This is a genomic window from Actinoplanes sp. NPDC049802, assembly GCF_040656595.1.
In the GTDB taxonomy this organism is placed as follows: domain Bacteria; phylum Actinomycetota; class Actinomycetes; order Mycobacteriales; family Micromonosporaceae; genus Actinoplanes.
The window spans coordinates 1-15,129 of sequence record NZ_JBFAMR010000037.1; the positions used below are offsets into that span (position 1 = coordinate 1).

The window sequence follows — 15,129 nt, forward strand, 5'->3', positions numbered from 1 at the left end:
GGGTCCAGTAGTCGGGGGTGGAGGTGAGGGGGCGGCCGTCGAGGGTGGAGATGAGGGGGATGGTGGGTGGGTGGTGGGTGATCGAGGCTGCGGTGGCGTGGTATTCGTCGAGGATGGGGTCCATGTGGTGGGAGTGGAAGGCGTGGGAGACGGTGAGGCGTTTGGTGCGGTGGCCGTGGGTGGCGAGTTTTTCGGCGAGGTGCAGGGTGGCGGTTTCGTCGCCGGAGATGACGAGGTCGTGGGGGGTGTTGATGGCGGCGATGGTGACGTGGGGGTTGAGGTGGGGGGTGATTTGTTGTTCGGTGGCGTGGATGGCGATCATGGCGCCGTGGGGGGGCAGGTTCTGCATGAGCCGGGCGCGGGCGGTGACGAGGGTGACGGCGTCGGGCAGGGTCCAGATGCCGGCGACGTGGGCGGCGGCGAGTTCGCCGATGGAGTGGCCGGTGAGGAAGTGGGGGTGTATTCCGAAGGAGGTGAGTAGTCGGTAGAGGGCGACTTCGAAGGCGAACAGGGCGGGTTGGGTGGTGCCGGTCTGGTGGATTTGGTCGGTGTTGATGGTGTGGCGTAGGTCGGGGCTGAATGCGGTGCAGACTTCGTCGTAGGTGTCGGCGAAGACGGGGTAGGTGGCGGCGAGTTCGGTGCCCATGCCGGGGTGTTGGGCGCCTTGGCCGGTGAACAGCATGGCGAGGTTGCCGGTGGTGGTGTGGGTTCCGGTGATGGTGGTGAGTGCGTGTAGGAGGTGGTGGCGGTCGGTGCCGGTGATCGCGGCGCGGTGGGGGAAGGTGGTGCGGGTGGCGAGGGTGCGGGCGATGGCGGTGGTGGTTAGTTCTGGTCTGGTGCTGAGGTGTTGGTGCAGTCGGTGGGCTTGTTCTCGTAGGGCGGGTTCGGTGCGGGCGGACAGTAGCCACGGCATCGGTACGGGGTCGGGTTCGGGGTGGGGTGGGGTGGGGTGGTCTTGCAGGATGATGTGGGCGTTGGTGCCGCTGACGCCGAAGGATGACACGCCGGCGCGGCGGGGTCTGCCGGGTGTGGTGGGCCAGGTGACGGCTTCGGTCAGGAGGGTGACCTGGCCGGTCGACCAGTCGATTTTGGTGCTGGGGCGTGACAGGTGCAGGGTGCGTGGGAGTAGTTCGTGGCGCATGGCCTGGACCATTTTGATGATGCCGCCGACTCCGGCTGCGGCTTGGGTGTGGCCGATGTTGGATTTGAGGGAGCCCAGTAGTAGTGGCCGGTCGCGGTTCTGGCCGTAGGTGGCGAGGATGGCTTGGGCTTCGATCGGGTCGCCGAGGGTGGTGCCGGTGCCGTGGGCTTCGACGGCGTCGATGTCGGCGGGGGTGAGGCCGGCGTTGGCGAGTGCGGTCCGGATGACTCGTTGCTGGGCGGGTCCGTTGGGGGCGGTCAGGCCGTTGCTGGCCCCGTCCTGGTTGACCGCGGTGCCCCGGACCGTGGCGAGGATGTGATCGTTGTCGCGTATCGCGTCGGACAGCCGTTTCACGACCAGGACACCGACACCCTCGGCCCAGCCGGTGCCGTCGGCGTCGTCGGAGAACGCCTTGCACCGGCCGTCCGCGGACAACCCCCGCTGCCGGGAGAACTCGACGAACGTCTCCGGCCCCGACATCACCGTCACCCCACCGGCCAGCGCCAGCGAACACTCACCGTTCCGCAACGCCTGAACCGCCAGATGCAACGCCACCAACGACGACGAACACGCCGTGTCCACCGTCACCGCAGGCCCCTCCAACCCGAAGGCGTACGCCACCCGGCCGGAGGCGACCGATCCTGAACTCGCGCTGCCCGCGTAGTCGTGGTACATCATCCCCGCGAAGACGGCGGTGTCACTCCCGCGCAGCGTGCCCGGCCGGATCCCCGCGTCCTCCAGCGCCTCCCACGAACTCTCCAGCAGCAGGCGCTGCTGCGGATCCATCGCCAGCGCCTCCCGCGGGCTGATCCCGAAGAACTCGGCGTCGAAATCCGCCGCGTCGTGCAGGAACCCGCCGTGCCGGGTGTACGACCGGCCGGGTGTGCCCGGGACCGGGTCGTAGAGTTCCGCGACGTTCCAGCCCCGGTCCTCCGGGAACGCGGTCACCCCGTCCCGGCCCTCGGCCACCAGCGTCCACAGGTCGTCCGGCGTACGGACCCCGCCGGGGTAGCGGCAGGCCATGCCGATGATCGCGATCGGCTCGCGTGACGCCTCCTCGGCCAGGTTCAACCGTCGCCGGGTGTCCCTGAGCTCGGTCGTGGCGCGCTTGAGGTAATCGAGCAGCTTTTCCTCGTTGTCGGACATCGACGTCACTCCAAGCACGATCGAGCAGGGAAAGCGATGCGTTGCGGTACGGGGTCAGCCGACCCGGCGTTCGTGGTCTCTCCAGAACCGCTCGCGCAGTTCCCGGCGCAGGATCTTGCCGCTGGGATTGCGCGGCACCCGGTCGATGAACTCGTAACGCAGCGGCTGTTTGAAGGTGGCCAGCTTGTCGCTGAGGAAGAGGGCGAGATCCCGTTCGGTCAGCCGCGCGTTCTCGACCGGCGCCACGAACGCGTACACCGCCTCGCCCCAGCGTTCGTCCGGGACACCGACCACTGCCGACTCCGCCACCAGCGGGTGCCGGCCGATGACGTGCTCGACCTCGGCCGGGTAGACGTTCTCCCCGGACACGATGACCATGTCCTTGATCCGGTCGCGGATGAACAGGTAGCCGTCGTCGTCCAGCACTCCGGCGTCCCCGGTGACCACCCAGCCGTCGACGAGTGTCCGGGCGGTGGCCTCCGGCAGATTCCAGTACTCGACCATCGCGGCCGGTGTCCGCAGCCAGACCTCGCCGATCTCGCCGGCCGGCAGCGGATCACCGGCGCTGTCGGCGACCTTCACCTCAAAGCCGGGGTACGGACGGCCGGCCGCCTGCATCCGGCCGCTGTCCGGGGTGTGATCGGCCGGTGGCAGGCAGATCGCGGTGTTGCCGGTCTCGGTGAGGCCGTAGATCTGGGCGAACTCGCAGCCGAAGCCCTCCACGCAGCGGGCGAGCAGGGCGGCGGAGATGGGCGCGCCGCCGTAGACCACCTTGCGCAGCGAGACGAAGTCCGCCCGGGACACGCCGGGTTCGGCGAGCAGCAGCCGCATCATCGCCGGCACCAGGCACGCGGTGGTCACCCGGAGGGAACGGATCAGTTCGACCGCGCCGGCGGAGGTGAAGTCGCGCATAACCACGTTGGTGGCGCCGGCGGCGAACCCCTGGGTCGCCCACCAGACGCCACCGATGTGGAAACCGGCCATCCCGATCAGGCTGACGTCGCCCGGGTGGAAGTCGATCCAGTCCAGCCCGGCCGAGGCGAGCGCGTCGCGGACCGCGAAGAAACTGCGGTGGGCGAGCACGACGCCCTTGGGCAGCCCGGTGGTCCCGCTGGTGTACATCTGCAACAGCGGGGTGTCCGGAGTGACCCGGACCAGCACGCCGGCGTCCGGATGACCGGACACCCAGGCGCTGAACCCGGCTCCCGGGCTGCCCGGTTCGTCCAGCGGCAGCACCCGGCGCAGGGCCGGCAGCTCGGGGGCCAGTTTGCCGGCCGTGGTGGCCGAGTCCGCGTCGGTGAAGAGGACCGCCGCGCCGGAGTCGCGCAGGATGTGCTCGACCTCGCCGGCGGCCAGCCGCCAGTTGATCGGCACCAGCACCACCCCGGCCTTGGCCGCGCCGAACAGCAGCTCGTAGTAGTGCTCGGACTCCTTACCCAGGTAGGCGATGCGGTCGCCGGCCCGCAGGCCCTCGGCGTGCAGTCCACGCGCGACCTGGGTGCTGACGCGGTGCAGGGTGGCGTAGTCGATACGCCGGTCCTCGCAGATGACGGCCACGACGTCCGGTTGCCGGGTCGCGTGCCCGCGGATCGTCTCGACGAGGGTGCGCGCCCGCGATGTCACCGATCTTCCTCGGGACCACGGGCCTCGCCGGTCATGCCGGGCGGTTCGATCAGGGCCATCCGGACCTCGCCCATGGCGATGCCTCCGGCGGCGTCCCAGAACCGCCACGGCATGTCGATGAACTGGACCGGCCGGCTGCGGTTGCGTTCGCTGAACTCGGCGAAGGAGACCTCACCGTGGAACGCCTGCGAGTCGATCGGCCGGATGAACTTGCTGCTGAACTTGGCGATCAGCATGTCCGGCAGTTGCTTCGCCCAGTAGTCGGTCATGGTCCACGCCGCGAGGGCCGGCACCGCCCGCTCCTGCACGCACTTGGCGATCAGGTAGTACATGAGCTGGTTGAAGCAGATGTTCACCTCGACCGAATTGAGGTGACCGGTATCGTCGATGTAGCACGGGAACGGGATGCTGAACTCTCCCTCCGCGCTCGCCAGCCCGTTGGCGACGTGCACGGTGGCGGACTTCAGGTACTCGGTGCGGGGCCGGGCGTACGGGCGCAGAACCCCGGCCAGGAGTTCCGGGTCGTCCGGCCACGTGATCCGTTGCGCCGGCGGGGTATTCCTCAGCGACGATTTCGCCATTTTCGCTCCTCCCCTTTCTGGAACGGAAGCGAATTCGAACGTAATGCCGCCGACCCATCGGCCGGTAACAGCGGGAGAACTCGGGTCCGTCGTGGCGTCCCGCTGCCCGATGTGATGGTATTGACCGGCATCAGCCGCGTCTCGGCGGCACATCCGGGTTCCGGCGAACACTGGAGGAAATCGCATGACCGAAGTGACCCTGCGGTCCGGACGGCTCGTCCGGCGCTGGCCCACGGCACTGGGCATCGCCGTGGTGGTCGCGTTGGTGCTCACCGGCCTCTTCGACCGGTTCGCCGGCGGCCTGGTCTGGGCCGCGGTGATCTACCTGGTGTGGGGGGTGTTCCGCGGCTCGTACCAGAACCGTTCGTGGTTGATCGCCGAGGTGGTGGGTGTGCTGCTGTTCGGTGCGGCGTCGGTGGCGGCGGTCCTGGCCGAGGATCGCACGGCGCAGATCCTGCTGGCGTTCGGCTGGATCGCCCACATGGCCTGGGACGTGTGGCACCACCGGGCCGACGCGGTCGTCCCGCGCTGGTGGGCCGAACAGTGCGCGGTCGTGGACGTCCTGACCGCCGCGCTGCTGCTGGCCAACGCGGTGTGACCGTGCGGGAATGAATGGGGGCCTGAATTCGTGAGAAGCGTGGTGGTCCTCGCTTCGCCTGACGTTCCCCTGTTCGGGACGGCAATTCCGCTTCGCTTTTCCGCCACCGTCCGCGACACCGATGGAAGCGCATTGTCCGACGTGCCGATCCATTCCCCGGCGGTCCCAGGTGGAACGCGTCCGCCCTGACCGCCGGCTTCGGCCGGGTACTATCCTCCGGCGGGGTCAGCGCCGCCATCGGTCTCTGCCCGCACGTGATCGCCGCCGATCACGGACACCGGTGGCCCGGCGGTGTCCGGCCCCGCTCGCCCGGGAAGGGTGATCAGGCGGACCGCGGGAGCGCCGAGGAGCCCGGCACCGACAGGACGGGCCGCCACCCGGCGCCGGGGGGCCGAGCCCTCAGCCTTTCGCCCCTCAGCCGTGGTGCGCCGGCTTGCCGGGGGTGAGCAGGCCGGCGATCACGGCACCGGCAGCCGCGGCGGCCGCGGCGACGAGGAACCCGTCCTGATAGCCGCTGACCTGATCGCCGGCGAAGCTGGCCGCGGCGACGCTGGAGACGACCGCGACCCCCACCGAGGCCCCGAACTCGTGGAAGGTGCTGATGATGCCGGAGGCCACCCCGGACTCCTGCGGGGCGACGTTGCCGAGCGCGGTGGCCGACGCCACCACGAACAGCGCCCCGGTGCCGGCCGCGGCGAAGGCGATCCCGGCGGTGACCGCGATCGGCTGCATGGTCAGGGCGGGCACGGCCATTCCGGCCGCGGCGATCAGCAGTGCCACGACGGCGAGCGGCCGGGCGCCGAGCCGGCCGATGAACGTGCCGGTGAGGTGCGCGCCGACCATGGTGACCACGGCGACCGGCAGGAACAGCAGCCCGGTGTGAAGCGCCCCGTACCCACGGGCGTGCTGGAAGTAGAAGGTGCCGAGGAAGAACGCCGCCACCATCAGGGCGGTCGCCATCAGGATGAGGAACGCGCCACCGGCCACCGGGCGCCGGGCGAGCATCCGGACGTCCATCAGTGGCGACCGGGCGGTCCGCTGCCAGACGGTGAAGGTGGTGTAGCCGATCACGGCGATCAGCACGAGCCAGCCGGTGGCGGCGGTGAGCCAGCCGTGGTCGCCGGCCCGGATCAAGGCGTAGATCAGGGCGGCGGTCGCGCCGGTGACCAGCAGGGCGCCGAGCAGGTCGAGTCGCGGGCGCGGGCCGACCGGGGTGCCGGCGGGCAGCAGGATGACGAGCGCGGCGATGACGGCCAGCCCGATCGGCACGTTGATGAAGAAGACCCAGGGCCAGCCGGGGCCACTGGTGATCAGGCCGCCGAGCAGGACGCCCAGGGCCGCGCCACCGCCACCGAGCGCGGACCACACGCCGAGGGCCTTGTTGCGCTCGTCGCCGGCGAACAGGGTGACGACCAGGGACAGCGCGGCCGGTGACAGCAGGGCCGCTCCGACGCCCTGGGCGATCCGGCCGCCGATGAGCGTCTCGGCCGATCCGGCGAGCCCGGTGACCAGGGACGCGGTGGTGAAGACGAACAGGCCGGCGAGCACCACCCGTTTGGCGCCGACGATGTCGGCGATGCGCCCACCGAGCAGCATCAGCCCGCCGAAGGCGAGGGTGTAGGCGCTGACCGTCCAGGTCACGGCGGCCCGGCTGAGCCCGAGGTCGATCTCCATGTGCGGCAGAGCGATCGCGACGATGGTGACGTCCAGGATGAGCATCAGCTGGGCGACGCCGAGGAACGCGAGGATCCGCCACCGCAGGGGATGAGCGGTGACGGTGTCGTATGTGGTCAAGGGAACCTCCGGGACGATAACTAGTACGCCAGTGTACGAGTTAGCAACCCGTCGAAGGACTCCCGCATTCCCGCATCGGATAGGTTGATCGCATGAGTTCCGCCGACCCGCGCCCACGACGGCGCGCCGACGCCGAGCGCAGCATCACCCGGATCGTCGCGGCCGCCCGCGATTGCCTCAGCCGCGATCCGGACGCGACCGTCGACGACATCGCCAAGGCCGCGGGGGTCGGGCGGATGACCGTCTACGGACATTTCCGGACCCGGCCCGAGCTGGTCGAAGCCGCCCTGGTCGAGGCGTTGCGGGCCGGCGAGCGGATGCTCGGCGGGGTGGACCTGACCGGTGACGCCCGGCAGGCGATGAGCCGGCTGCTGGCCTCCAGCTGGGCTCTGGTCGCCGAGTCGGCGGCGCTGCTGACCGCGGCCCAGCGGGTGCTGCCCGAGGGGCGGCTGCGGGAGCTGCACACAGGCGCCGCGGACCGGGTGGAGCAGCTGATCCGGCGCGGTCAGGCCGTTCGGGCGTTCCGGTCCGATCTGCCGGTCACCTGGCTGGTCAACGCCGTGCAGTACATCCTGCACGGCGCCGCCGAGGAGATCCGCCGCGGGCGTCTGGACCCGGCGGACGCCTCCCGTGTCGTGACCGCCACGGTGCAGTCGATGCTCACCTCGTCATCGGGCGCGTAACCGCTCCGTACGGCCGCCGGCGGGCCCGCGCGGATCCACTTCGTGGTGCCTGCCCCCGGTGTGGTCCGGAGTCTGATCGCCGTAGTGCGGGGACACCGGATTGCCGGACGCACCGTGCCGGAGCACGTCCCACACCCGGGGCCCGGACGGGGACAACTCGGCCACGAACCGCCACGGCGCGACGTCGACCACCCGGCCGCCGGGTTCGGCCGAGGTGAGGCAGACGGTGTGCGAGCTGCCGCCGACCGGGGTCGGCGGGGCACCGAACAGCCGGGCCAGCGCCGGGATCGCCCGGGCGAGCGGGTGCTGGTCGTGGATCCGGTGCACGGTGTCCCACCGCCAGAGCGACGGGTCGTCACCGCACTCGGCGGCGATCTGCCGGGCCGCCTCGGTGAGCGCCCGGCACGCCACGACGGGCAGCGGCTCCCGGTCGTCCGCGGCGAGCACCAGATGATCGACCTGGAGTGCCGCGTCAGGCATGGCGGCGGCCAGATCCTCGCCGAGCGGGCCGCCGATCCAGTGCCGCGCGAGCGCCTGCATGAGCCGGAAGAACACCAGTGGCGCCGCCGCATGACCGTGGTCGTGGCCGTCCCAGTCCGCGAGGAGGCGATGGCACTCGGCCGCCACGGCAGTCTCCGGAGGCTGCTGCCGCAGGGCGGCGAGCAGGGTGGGCAGCACCCGCCGGGCCCGGCCGTTGCGGAGGTCGGACTGCCAGCGGGCGCACTCCGGCGCGGTGATCGCGGACGCCGTGGTGATCAGCTCCTCGATCCGTTCGGCCCGGTAGGGCGGCTGCCAGTCCACGCCGACGTCCAGAGCGGCGCCGGTGGGCAGCAGCCGGTGGTTGGCCGACACGATGTAGCCCTCCGGCGGGTCCACCGTCTCCGGAAGGTCGTCGAAGCCGACGAACCCCTGCCAGGACCGGGCGGCCCGGATGAACTCCGGCGCGACGTCGCCGCTGCTGCCGGGCACCCGTGCCGGGACGTTGCCGGCCGTCCGCAGGGCGATGGTGCCGTCCGCGACGGCCACCACCACATTGAGCACCGGGACCCCGAACGCGCGCAGCTCGTCCCGGAATCCCGGGTAGTCGGTGGCGCGCCACATCCGCTGACATGCGGTGATCTCCACCGAGGGTTGCAGGCCGCTCCAGAACAGGCCGTACCGGTGGGGCTCCTCGGCTCCGGGCACGCTCAGCTCGACGTGCCGTTCCCCGCCGGCGGCCCGGACCGGGACCGGATCGGCCCCCCGCACGGCGATCACACCGTCCTCCGTCCAGGACGGCCCGGACGTCCCGCCCAGGACGCACACGTCCTGGGTGTCCACGGTGGCGTTGGTGATACCCCAGGCCAGGCGCTGGTTGGCTCCGGCGATCAGCCCGGGCAGGCCCGGCACGGTCACCCCGTACGCCGTGGTGCCGTCACTCTCCAGCCGCAGCCCCATCTGGTACCAGAGACTGGGCTGGGTGGCCACCACGTGCGGGTCGTTGGCCAGCACGGGATGCCCGGAGGCGGTACGCGTGCCGGACACCGCCCACGCGTTGGAGCCGGTCGGGTGCTCGCCACTCAGCAGGGTGTCGAGCCAGACCCGGGATGCGGCCGGCAGATCGGCCGGGGCCGGCGTCGCGGGCCGGGCGGCCGGGGCCCGGCCCGGGACGGCGGTACGGACCGTCACCGCCCCGCCGGCCGGGTACTTGGGTGCGCCGAACGCCGTCACGGACTCCGGGTGCTCCCGCGCCAGCCGGATCCGGAACAGCTCCTCGGCCAGGTTCCGGCCGAGGTCGAAACCGAGGTGTTTGACGATGATGATCGAGTCCCCCGGCGTCCAGGGCTCGGGCCGGTAGCGGAGCAGCCGGAACTCCAGCGGCAGACCGGCTCGGCGCCGCATCCGTCGTACCGCCGCGTCGATCCCCGCGCTGAAGGCGGTCAGATTGTCCCGGGACGCCGGGTCCAGAAGGTCCTCGGACCGGCGAGCCACCCGATCCAGCCCCAGCTGCCGCGCGCGGATGTCGTCGGCGAGCACGGCCGGCCCGAAGATCTCGGCCAGCCGCCCCCGGGCCCGGCGCCGCAGCACGTCCATCTGCCAGAGACGGTCGGTGGCCTGCGCATACCCGGCGGCGAAGTAGAGGTCGCGCTCGTCGGCCGCGGTGACGAACGGTACGCCGCGAGCGTCGCGCCGGATGTCGGCGCCCGAGTGCAGTCCGTGCGCCCGGACCCGGCCCCGGGCCCGCTGGGCGTGCAGGCTCGGCAGCGCGAGCAACCGCAGCGCCCGCTCACACCACGTCATCGGGCTCCCTCTGTTCGGAGGGCGCCGGCGCGGCGGCGGCCAGGCCGGGGACACGCCGTCCGACCAGCAGGTAGATGACCAGGCTGGCCAGGGCGAACAGGCCGACACCGAGGAACATGACGGTGCCGTTGTACGCGCCGAGCAGCAGGCCACCGGTGAACGGGCCGATGAAGACACCGATCTGGGCGAAAGTCTGCGCCCCGAAGTAGGCGCCGCGGTTCTCCTCCGGGGCGATCCGGTCGATGATCGCGAACTCGGCGGGGTAGATGAGGATCTCGCCGAGGGAGAACACCACCATGGCGGCCACGAACTGCCACAGGTTCCCGGCGAACGCGAACCCGGCCATGCCCGCGACGGTCAGCAGGCAGCCGACGGTGATCGCGGTGACCGGGTTCCGTTTCTCGGTCACCCGGGTCACCACCACCTGGAGGAGCACCACGGTCACCGCGTTGGTGGCCAGCACGTAGCCGAGGATCATGACGCCGTCGGCGAACCCGCCGGACAGGTACTGCGCGAGCAGCGAGGAGATCCGGCCGTGCACCGCCTCCAGCAGCAGCCCGCCGAGGATCAGGAACAGCAGCCGCCGGTCGACCACGACGATCCGGGCGCTCTCCGCCAGTCCGCGCAGCGCACTGCCGGCGTGCTGCCGTTCGGCGGACGTGGCGGCGACCGGGACCAGCAGCAGCACCGCGGTCAGGCCGATCAGGTAGACGCCGTAACCGGCGGCGCCGATGAGGAACGCCGTCCGGCCACCGGCCAGCCCGATCGCGGCGCCGGCGACCGGCCCGACGGCGTACCCGATGTTGGTGGCCATGTACTGGTAGGAGAACGTCTTCGCGCGCCGCTCGCGGGGCAGCAGATCGCCGAGCAGCGCCTTGCCGACCGGGGCGAAGGTGCTGCTGCTCAGGGCCAGTGTGGCGTTGAAGACGAACACCGCCACGACGCCGTCGCTGAAGTAGAGCCCGATGAACGAGCCGATCACTCCGAAGAGTGAGAACATCAGCAGCCGTACCCGGCCGAGGCGGTCGGACAGTGATCCGCCGACGAAGCCGGCGAAGATCGAGAAGAACACCGACGAGCCGATGATGAACCCGATCATGCCCGGGGCCAGGCCGAGGTCCTGATGCAGGAAGACGGCCAGGAAGGGGATGGTGACCGAGTTCGCCAGGCTCATGATCCCGGCGCCGGTGATGAGGACCTTGGCGAGGACCGGAAGACGTGTGGTGGGGGAGGTCATCGCGGGGTGGTGTCTCCGTCGTGGTCGAGGAGGAACGGGCCGAGGATGCCGGCGAGCCGCCGGGCATGCGGGTTCCGGAGCATTCCCTCATGATCAGCATCGATGTCTTCGACACGCAACGTACCACTCAGATACGGCGCCCAGCCGGACGGATCCGCGGCGCCGGCCCGCACCAGCAGAGCCGGAGTCGCGACCGGAGCGATGGCGGGCCATCGAAGATCGCACATCCGCTGATAGGTCCGGAAAGCGGCCGGGATTCCCTCGTGGAAGAACTCCGCCCCGTGCGGTCCGATGGCGTCGCGCACCCGGTTCAGGATCGACGCGGTGGACTCGGTCCGCAGCAGCCGCGCCAGGTCGGCGCCCCGATGCCGGGCGAGATCCGGGAAGAGCCCGCCGAGCAGCCCGAGGAACGCCGGGAGCCGGTCGCCGGCGAGGGCTTCGGCCAGCGCGCCCGGGTCGAGGGCGTCGAGCAGGACCAGACCGGCGGCCGGGGTGCCCGAATCCCGGAGGTGCCCGGCGATGTGCAGGGCCAGGGAACCACCGTAGGAGTGTCCGACCAGGTGCACCGGCCCGCCGGCGGTGGCCGTGATGATCCGCGCGCACGCTCCGGCCAGTGCCGGGGCGTCGAGGTGACCGTCGTGGTCCCCGACCAGGTCGGCGGTGGACAGCGCGTAGAAGCAGCGGCCCGGGAAGTGGGCGGAGAGCTGGGCGAAGGACTCACCGAGCCCGAGCACCCCGGGCAGGGCGAACACCGGCGGCACCGGGGACGGGCTCTGCCGGAGGCGGATCAGCGCGCCGGCCGGCGCGGACCGGCCGGAACCGTCCAGCGGCACGGTCCGTGCGCCGGCCGTGGCGCTGAGCTCCTCCAGCAGCCGGCTGAACTCCTCGGCCAGGCCGGTGATCGTGTCCGGCCGGAACAGGCCGCTGTCGTAGCGCCAGCGCAGCACCAGATCGCCGTCCCGCTCCACGGCGTCCAGCAGCAGTTCGGCCTGCGCGCCGGGTTCCGGCACCGGCAGTGTGCTGACGTCGAGACCGTCCAGGGCCGGCGCCACGGCCTCGTTGTTCTGGAGCACCAGCATCAGCTGGTACAGCGGCGCGTGGTCCCGGTGGTGCGGCACGCGCAGTCGTTCGGCCAGCACGGCCAGCGGTACGTGTGGATGTTCCAAAGCCTCGCCGGTCTCCTCGCGTACCCGGGCCAGCAGGTCGCGGAACGTGCCGGTCAGGTCCACGCGGGTCCGCAGCACCAGGGTGTTGACGAACATGCCGATCACGTCGTCGAGCCCGGCGGACGGGCGTCCGGCCACCGCCGTGCCGAGCACGATGTCGTCACTGCCGCAACGGCGGGCCAGCAGCACCGAGAAGGCCGCCTGGAGCAGTACGAAGAGGGTGACCTGCTCGTCGCGGCAGGTCTGCCGGACGGTCTCCGCGACCGGTCCGGTCACCGTGGTGGTGACGCAGTCCACGGCGCCCGCCGGGGAGGGCCGGGGGTGGTCGAGCGGCAGCCGGTGCACGACCGGCGCCCCGGCCAGACGCCGCTCCCAGTACGCGAGGCTCTCGGCCGCCTGGGGTCCGGCCAGCCACCGCCGCATGCTGTAGGCGTAGTCCGCGAAGGTGTACCGCAGCGGGGCGGGCGCCGGTCCGCCACGCGCGTGGGCGTACGACGTCCGTAGTTCCCGGCTGAGCACACCCACCGACCAGCCGTCCGCCGCGATGTGGTGCACGGTGACGAGCAGGAGGTGCGAGGTGGGCGTGACGCGGATCAGCCGGACCCGGATCATCGGGTCCCGGTGCAGGTCGAACAGCCGCCGGGACTCCTCGCGCGCCAGCCTTGCGGCACTGTCGCGCCAGTCCTCGCCCGGCTCCCGCGGCAACTGTTCCACCGGCAGCCGCACCGGGTACGCGGGCCGGACCACCTGGGTCAGGTCGGTCTCGGTCAGACGCAGCACGGTCCGCAACGGGTGGTGCCGTTCCACCAGGGCGGTGAACGCTCCTTCCAGTGCCGGCACGTCCAGGTCACCGTCCAGGACCAGCGCGGTGTGCAGGTGGTAGGCCGCGCTGTCCGGCTCCATCTCGGACAGGAAGTAGAGCCGCCGCTGGGCATCGGTGGCCGGCTGACCCGGCGTGTCCGGGGCCTTGGCCATGACGACCGTGGAGGGACCGCCCGGCGACGGCGTCCGCAGCCGCTCCCGGACGACGGCGGCCAGCGCGCGGGCGGTGGGCCGGCGCAGGAACTCCCGCAGCGGCACCTCCACCCCGAAGGCGGTACGCACCCCGGCCAGCACCCGGGCGGCCAGCAGCGAATGGCCGCCCAGGTCGAAGAAGTCGGCGGCCGGGTCGGCCCGGTCCAGGTGCAGCAGTTCGCCGATGATCCGCAGCACGCCGTCCTCCACCGGGTCCGCCGGGTTCGGCTCGTCACCGGGGGCGCGCAGCAGGGTGACCGTGTCCGGGTCCGGGTCGGGGAGGGCTCTGCGGTCGGTCTTGCCGTTCACGGTCAGCGGCAGCCGGTCCAGGCGGACGAACAGGCGCGGGATCATGTAGCCGGGCAGGGTCACCGCGAGACTCGCCCGCAGCGCCTCGGTGGACCGGAGCGGGTCACCGGCCGCGACCACGTAGGCGACCAGGGTGTTGCCCCGTCCGGGCAGATCCCGGGCGACGACCGCTGCCTCGGCCAGACCGGGCAGGGCACGCAGCGCCTGCTCGATCTCGCCGAGTTCGATCCGGTATCCGCGGATCTTGACCTGGTCGTCCCGGCGGCCGTGGAAGGCGTACACCCCGGCCGGGGTCGACCGGACCAGGTCACCGGAGCGGTAGCCGCGCCCCCGTCCGCCGGGCAGGTCGACGAAGCGCTCCGCGGTCAGGCCGGGCCGGTTCAGGTAGCCCGGGCTGACCCCCGGGCCGGTCACCACCAGCTCACCGATCTCCCCGGCCGGTACGGCGGCCAGATCGTCGTCGAGTACCAGGAACCCGGTGCCGGCCACCGGGCGGCCGATCAGGGACTCCGGCTCGCCGAGCTGGTCCTCGGTCACCCGGTGGAACGAGGACAGGATCGTGGTCTCGGTGATGCCGTAGCCGTTGACCAGGCGAGGTGACTCGTCGCCGTACTTGGCGAACCACGGCGCCAGATCGGCGAAGTGCAGCGTCTCCCCGCCGAGGATCACCCACCGCAACGGCAGCCGATCGGCGAACCGGCTGTCCTCGGCGGCCAGCGGCGCGAACACCGACGGGGTCTGGCAGAGGACCGTCACCTGCTCGTCACGCAGCAGCTCACGCAGGACGGCCGGGTCCTTGGCGGTCTCCGCCGGGACGACGACCAGGCGGCCGCCGTACAGCAGCGCACCCCACATCTCCCACACCGAGAAGTCGAAGGAGAACGAGTGGAACAGCGTCCACACGTCGCCGGGGCCGAAGTCGTACACCTGCTCGGTGGCTTTCAGGAGACTCAGCAGGTTGCCGTGCGAGACCTGCACGCCCTTGGGCCGCCCGGTGGTGCCGGAGGTGAAGATCAGGTAGGCGCGGGTGTCCCCGTCGACCGGGACACCGGCCGGGCTGCCGGCGGTCTCGGGCAGCGGCTCGTCGACGAGCACGGCGGGCACGCCGGCGGGACCCTTTCCGGACAGTGCCCGGCTGGTGATCACGGCCGCCGGGTCCGCCTCCGCCACGATCATCGCCAGGCGCGCTGCCGGGACGCCCGGATCCAGTGGCAGATACGACGAGCCGGTACGCACCACGGCCAGAGCCGCCGCTACCATCCACACCGAACGTTCCAGCAGAATGCCGACCGGTCGCCCGGGATCGGCCGTCACGGCGGTCAGGGCCGCCGCCAGCCGGTCGGCCGTCTCGTCCAGCTGACGGTAGGTCCAGGTCCGGGTGCCGTCCTGGACGGCGACCCGGTCCGGGTGCTCGGCGGCCACCGCGGCGAACGCCGCCACCAGGCTGGTGGTGGAACCGACCGGCCGGGGTGCCGGAGCGAGACCGCGCTGGGCGACCCGCCGGCGCAGCAGCTGTGCCCTGTTCTGAGTCATCGGTGTCTCCTTCGGCGCGTCGGG

At 71.7% G+C, this 15,129-nt stretch carries 9 protein-coding genes; 2 read left to right on the top strand and 7 right to left on the bottom strand.

Going from position 1 to position 15,129, the window contains the following annotated elements; all coding sequences use genetic code 11:
- The 3 genes from AB0I88_RS24445 to AB0I88_RS24455 all read right to left on the bottom strand — a co-directional run.
- Window positions 1–2,287: type I polyketide synthase (locus AB0I88_RS24445; RefSeq protein WP_361028766.1), on the bottom strand; the 2,287-nt coding region annotated here is incomplete at its 3' end.
- Window positions 2,288–2,341: 54 nt separating this feature from the next.
- Entirely contained in the window at window positions 2,342–3,910 is a 1,569-nt protein-coding gene (locus AB0I88_RS24450) for a long-chain-fatty-acid--CoA ligase (protein WP_361028769.1), read from the bottom strand.
- Window positions 3,907–4,491, bottom strand: a complete 585-nt coding sequence (locus AB0I88_RS24455; RefSeq protein WP_361028772.1) for an FcoT family thioesterase — start codon at window positions 4,489–4,491, stop codon at window positions 3,907–3,909. Before AB0I88_RS24455 ends, AB0I88_RS24450 begins: the two co-directional genes overlap by 4 nt.
- Window positions 4,492–4,675: 184 nt before the next feature.
- Here AB0I88_RS24455 and AB0I88_RS24460 point away from each other — a divergent pair, with 184 nt between their 5' ends.
- The gene (locus AB0I88_RS24460) at window positions 4,676–5,089 is read left to right on the top strand and encodes a hypothetical protein (RefSeq protein ID WP_361028775.1); all 414 of its coding nucleotides are present in this window, start codon (window positions 4,676–4,678) and stop codon (window positions 5,087–5,089) included.
- 414 nt (window positions 5,090–5,503) lie between these two features.
- Here the strand turns inward: AB0I88_RS24460 and AB0I88_RS24465 are convergent, their stop codons facing one another.
- Window positions 5,504–6,883 (bottom strand): MFS transporter, encoded by a 1,380-nt coding sequence (locus AB0I88_RS24465; protein WP_361028778.1) that lies wholly within the window; start codon window positions 6,881–6,883, stop codon window positions 5,504–5,506.
- A gap of 92 nt (window positions 6,884–6,975) precedes the next feature.
- On the opposite strand from AB0I88_RS24465, the gene AB0I88_RS24470 reads away from it, so the two are divergent.
- A complete protein-coding gene (locus tag AB0I88_RS24470; RefSeq protein ID WP_361028781.1) occupies window positions 6,976–7,566 on the top strand; it encodes a helix-turn-helix domain-containing protein in 591 nt (196 codons plus the stop codon).
- Here the strand turns inward: AB0I88_RS24470 and AB0I88_RS24475 are convergent.
- The 3 genes from AB0I88_RS24475 to AB0I88_RS24485 are packed head-to-tail and all read right to left on the bottom strand — an operon-like array spanning window position 7,552 to window position 15,105.
- Complete coding sequence (locus AB0I88_RS24475; protein WP_361028784.1) at window positions 7,552–9,846, bottom strand: penicillin acylase family protein; 2,295 nt, start codon at window positions 9,844–9,846, stop codon at window positions 7,552–7,554. The two genes, AB0I88_RS24470 and AB0I88_RS24475, sit on opposite strands and share 15 nt — an antisense overlap.
- The gene (locus AB0I88_RS24480; RefSeq protein ID WP_361028787.1) at window positions 9,833–11,083 is read right to left on the bottom strand and encodes an MFS transporter; all 1,251 of its coding nucleotides are present in this window, start codon (window positions 11,081–11,083) and stop codon (window positions 9,833–9,835) included. Before AB0I88_RS24480 ends, AB0I88_RS24475 begins: the two co-directional genes overlap by 14 nt.
- Entirely contained in the window at window positions 11,080–15,105 is a 4,026-nt protein-coding gene (locus tag AB0I88_RS24485; protein WP_361028790.1) for an amino acid adenylation domain-containing protein, read from the bottom strand. Before AB0I88_RS24485 ends, AB0I88_RS24480 begins: the two co-directional genes overlap by 4 nt.
- Window positions 15,106–15,129: the final 24 nt, after the last annotated feature.

Coding starts and splice junctions, on each gene's coding strand:
- AB0I88_RS24455 (WP_361028772.1), bottom strand. CDS start 4,491: ATGGCGAAATCGTCGCTGAGGAATACCCCGCCGGCGCAACGGATCACG.
- AB0I88_RS24460 (WP_361028775.1), top strand. CDS start 4,676: ATGACCGAAGTGACCCTGCGGTCCGGACGGCTCGTCCGGCGCTGGCCC.
- AB0I88_RS24470 (WP_361028781.1), top strand. CDS start 6,976: ATGAGTTCCGCCGACCCGCGCCCACGACGGCGCGCCGACGCCGAGCGC.
- AB0I88_RS24475 (WP_361028784.1), bottom strand. CDS start 9,846: ATGACGTGGTGTGAGCGGGCGCTGCGGTTGCTCGCGCTGCCGAGCCTG.
- AB0I88_RS24480 (WP_361028787.1), bottom strand. CDS start 11,083: ATGACCTCCCCCACCACACGTCTTCCGGTCCTCGCCAAGGTCCTCATC.
- AB0I88_RS24485 (WP_361028790.1), bottom strand. CDS start 15,105: ATGACTCAGAACAGGGCACAGCTGCTGCGCCGGCGGGTCGCCCAGCGC.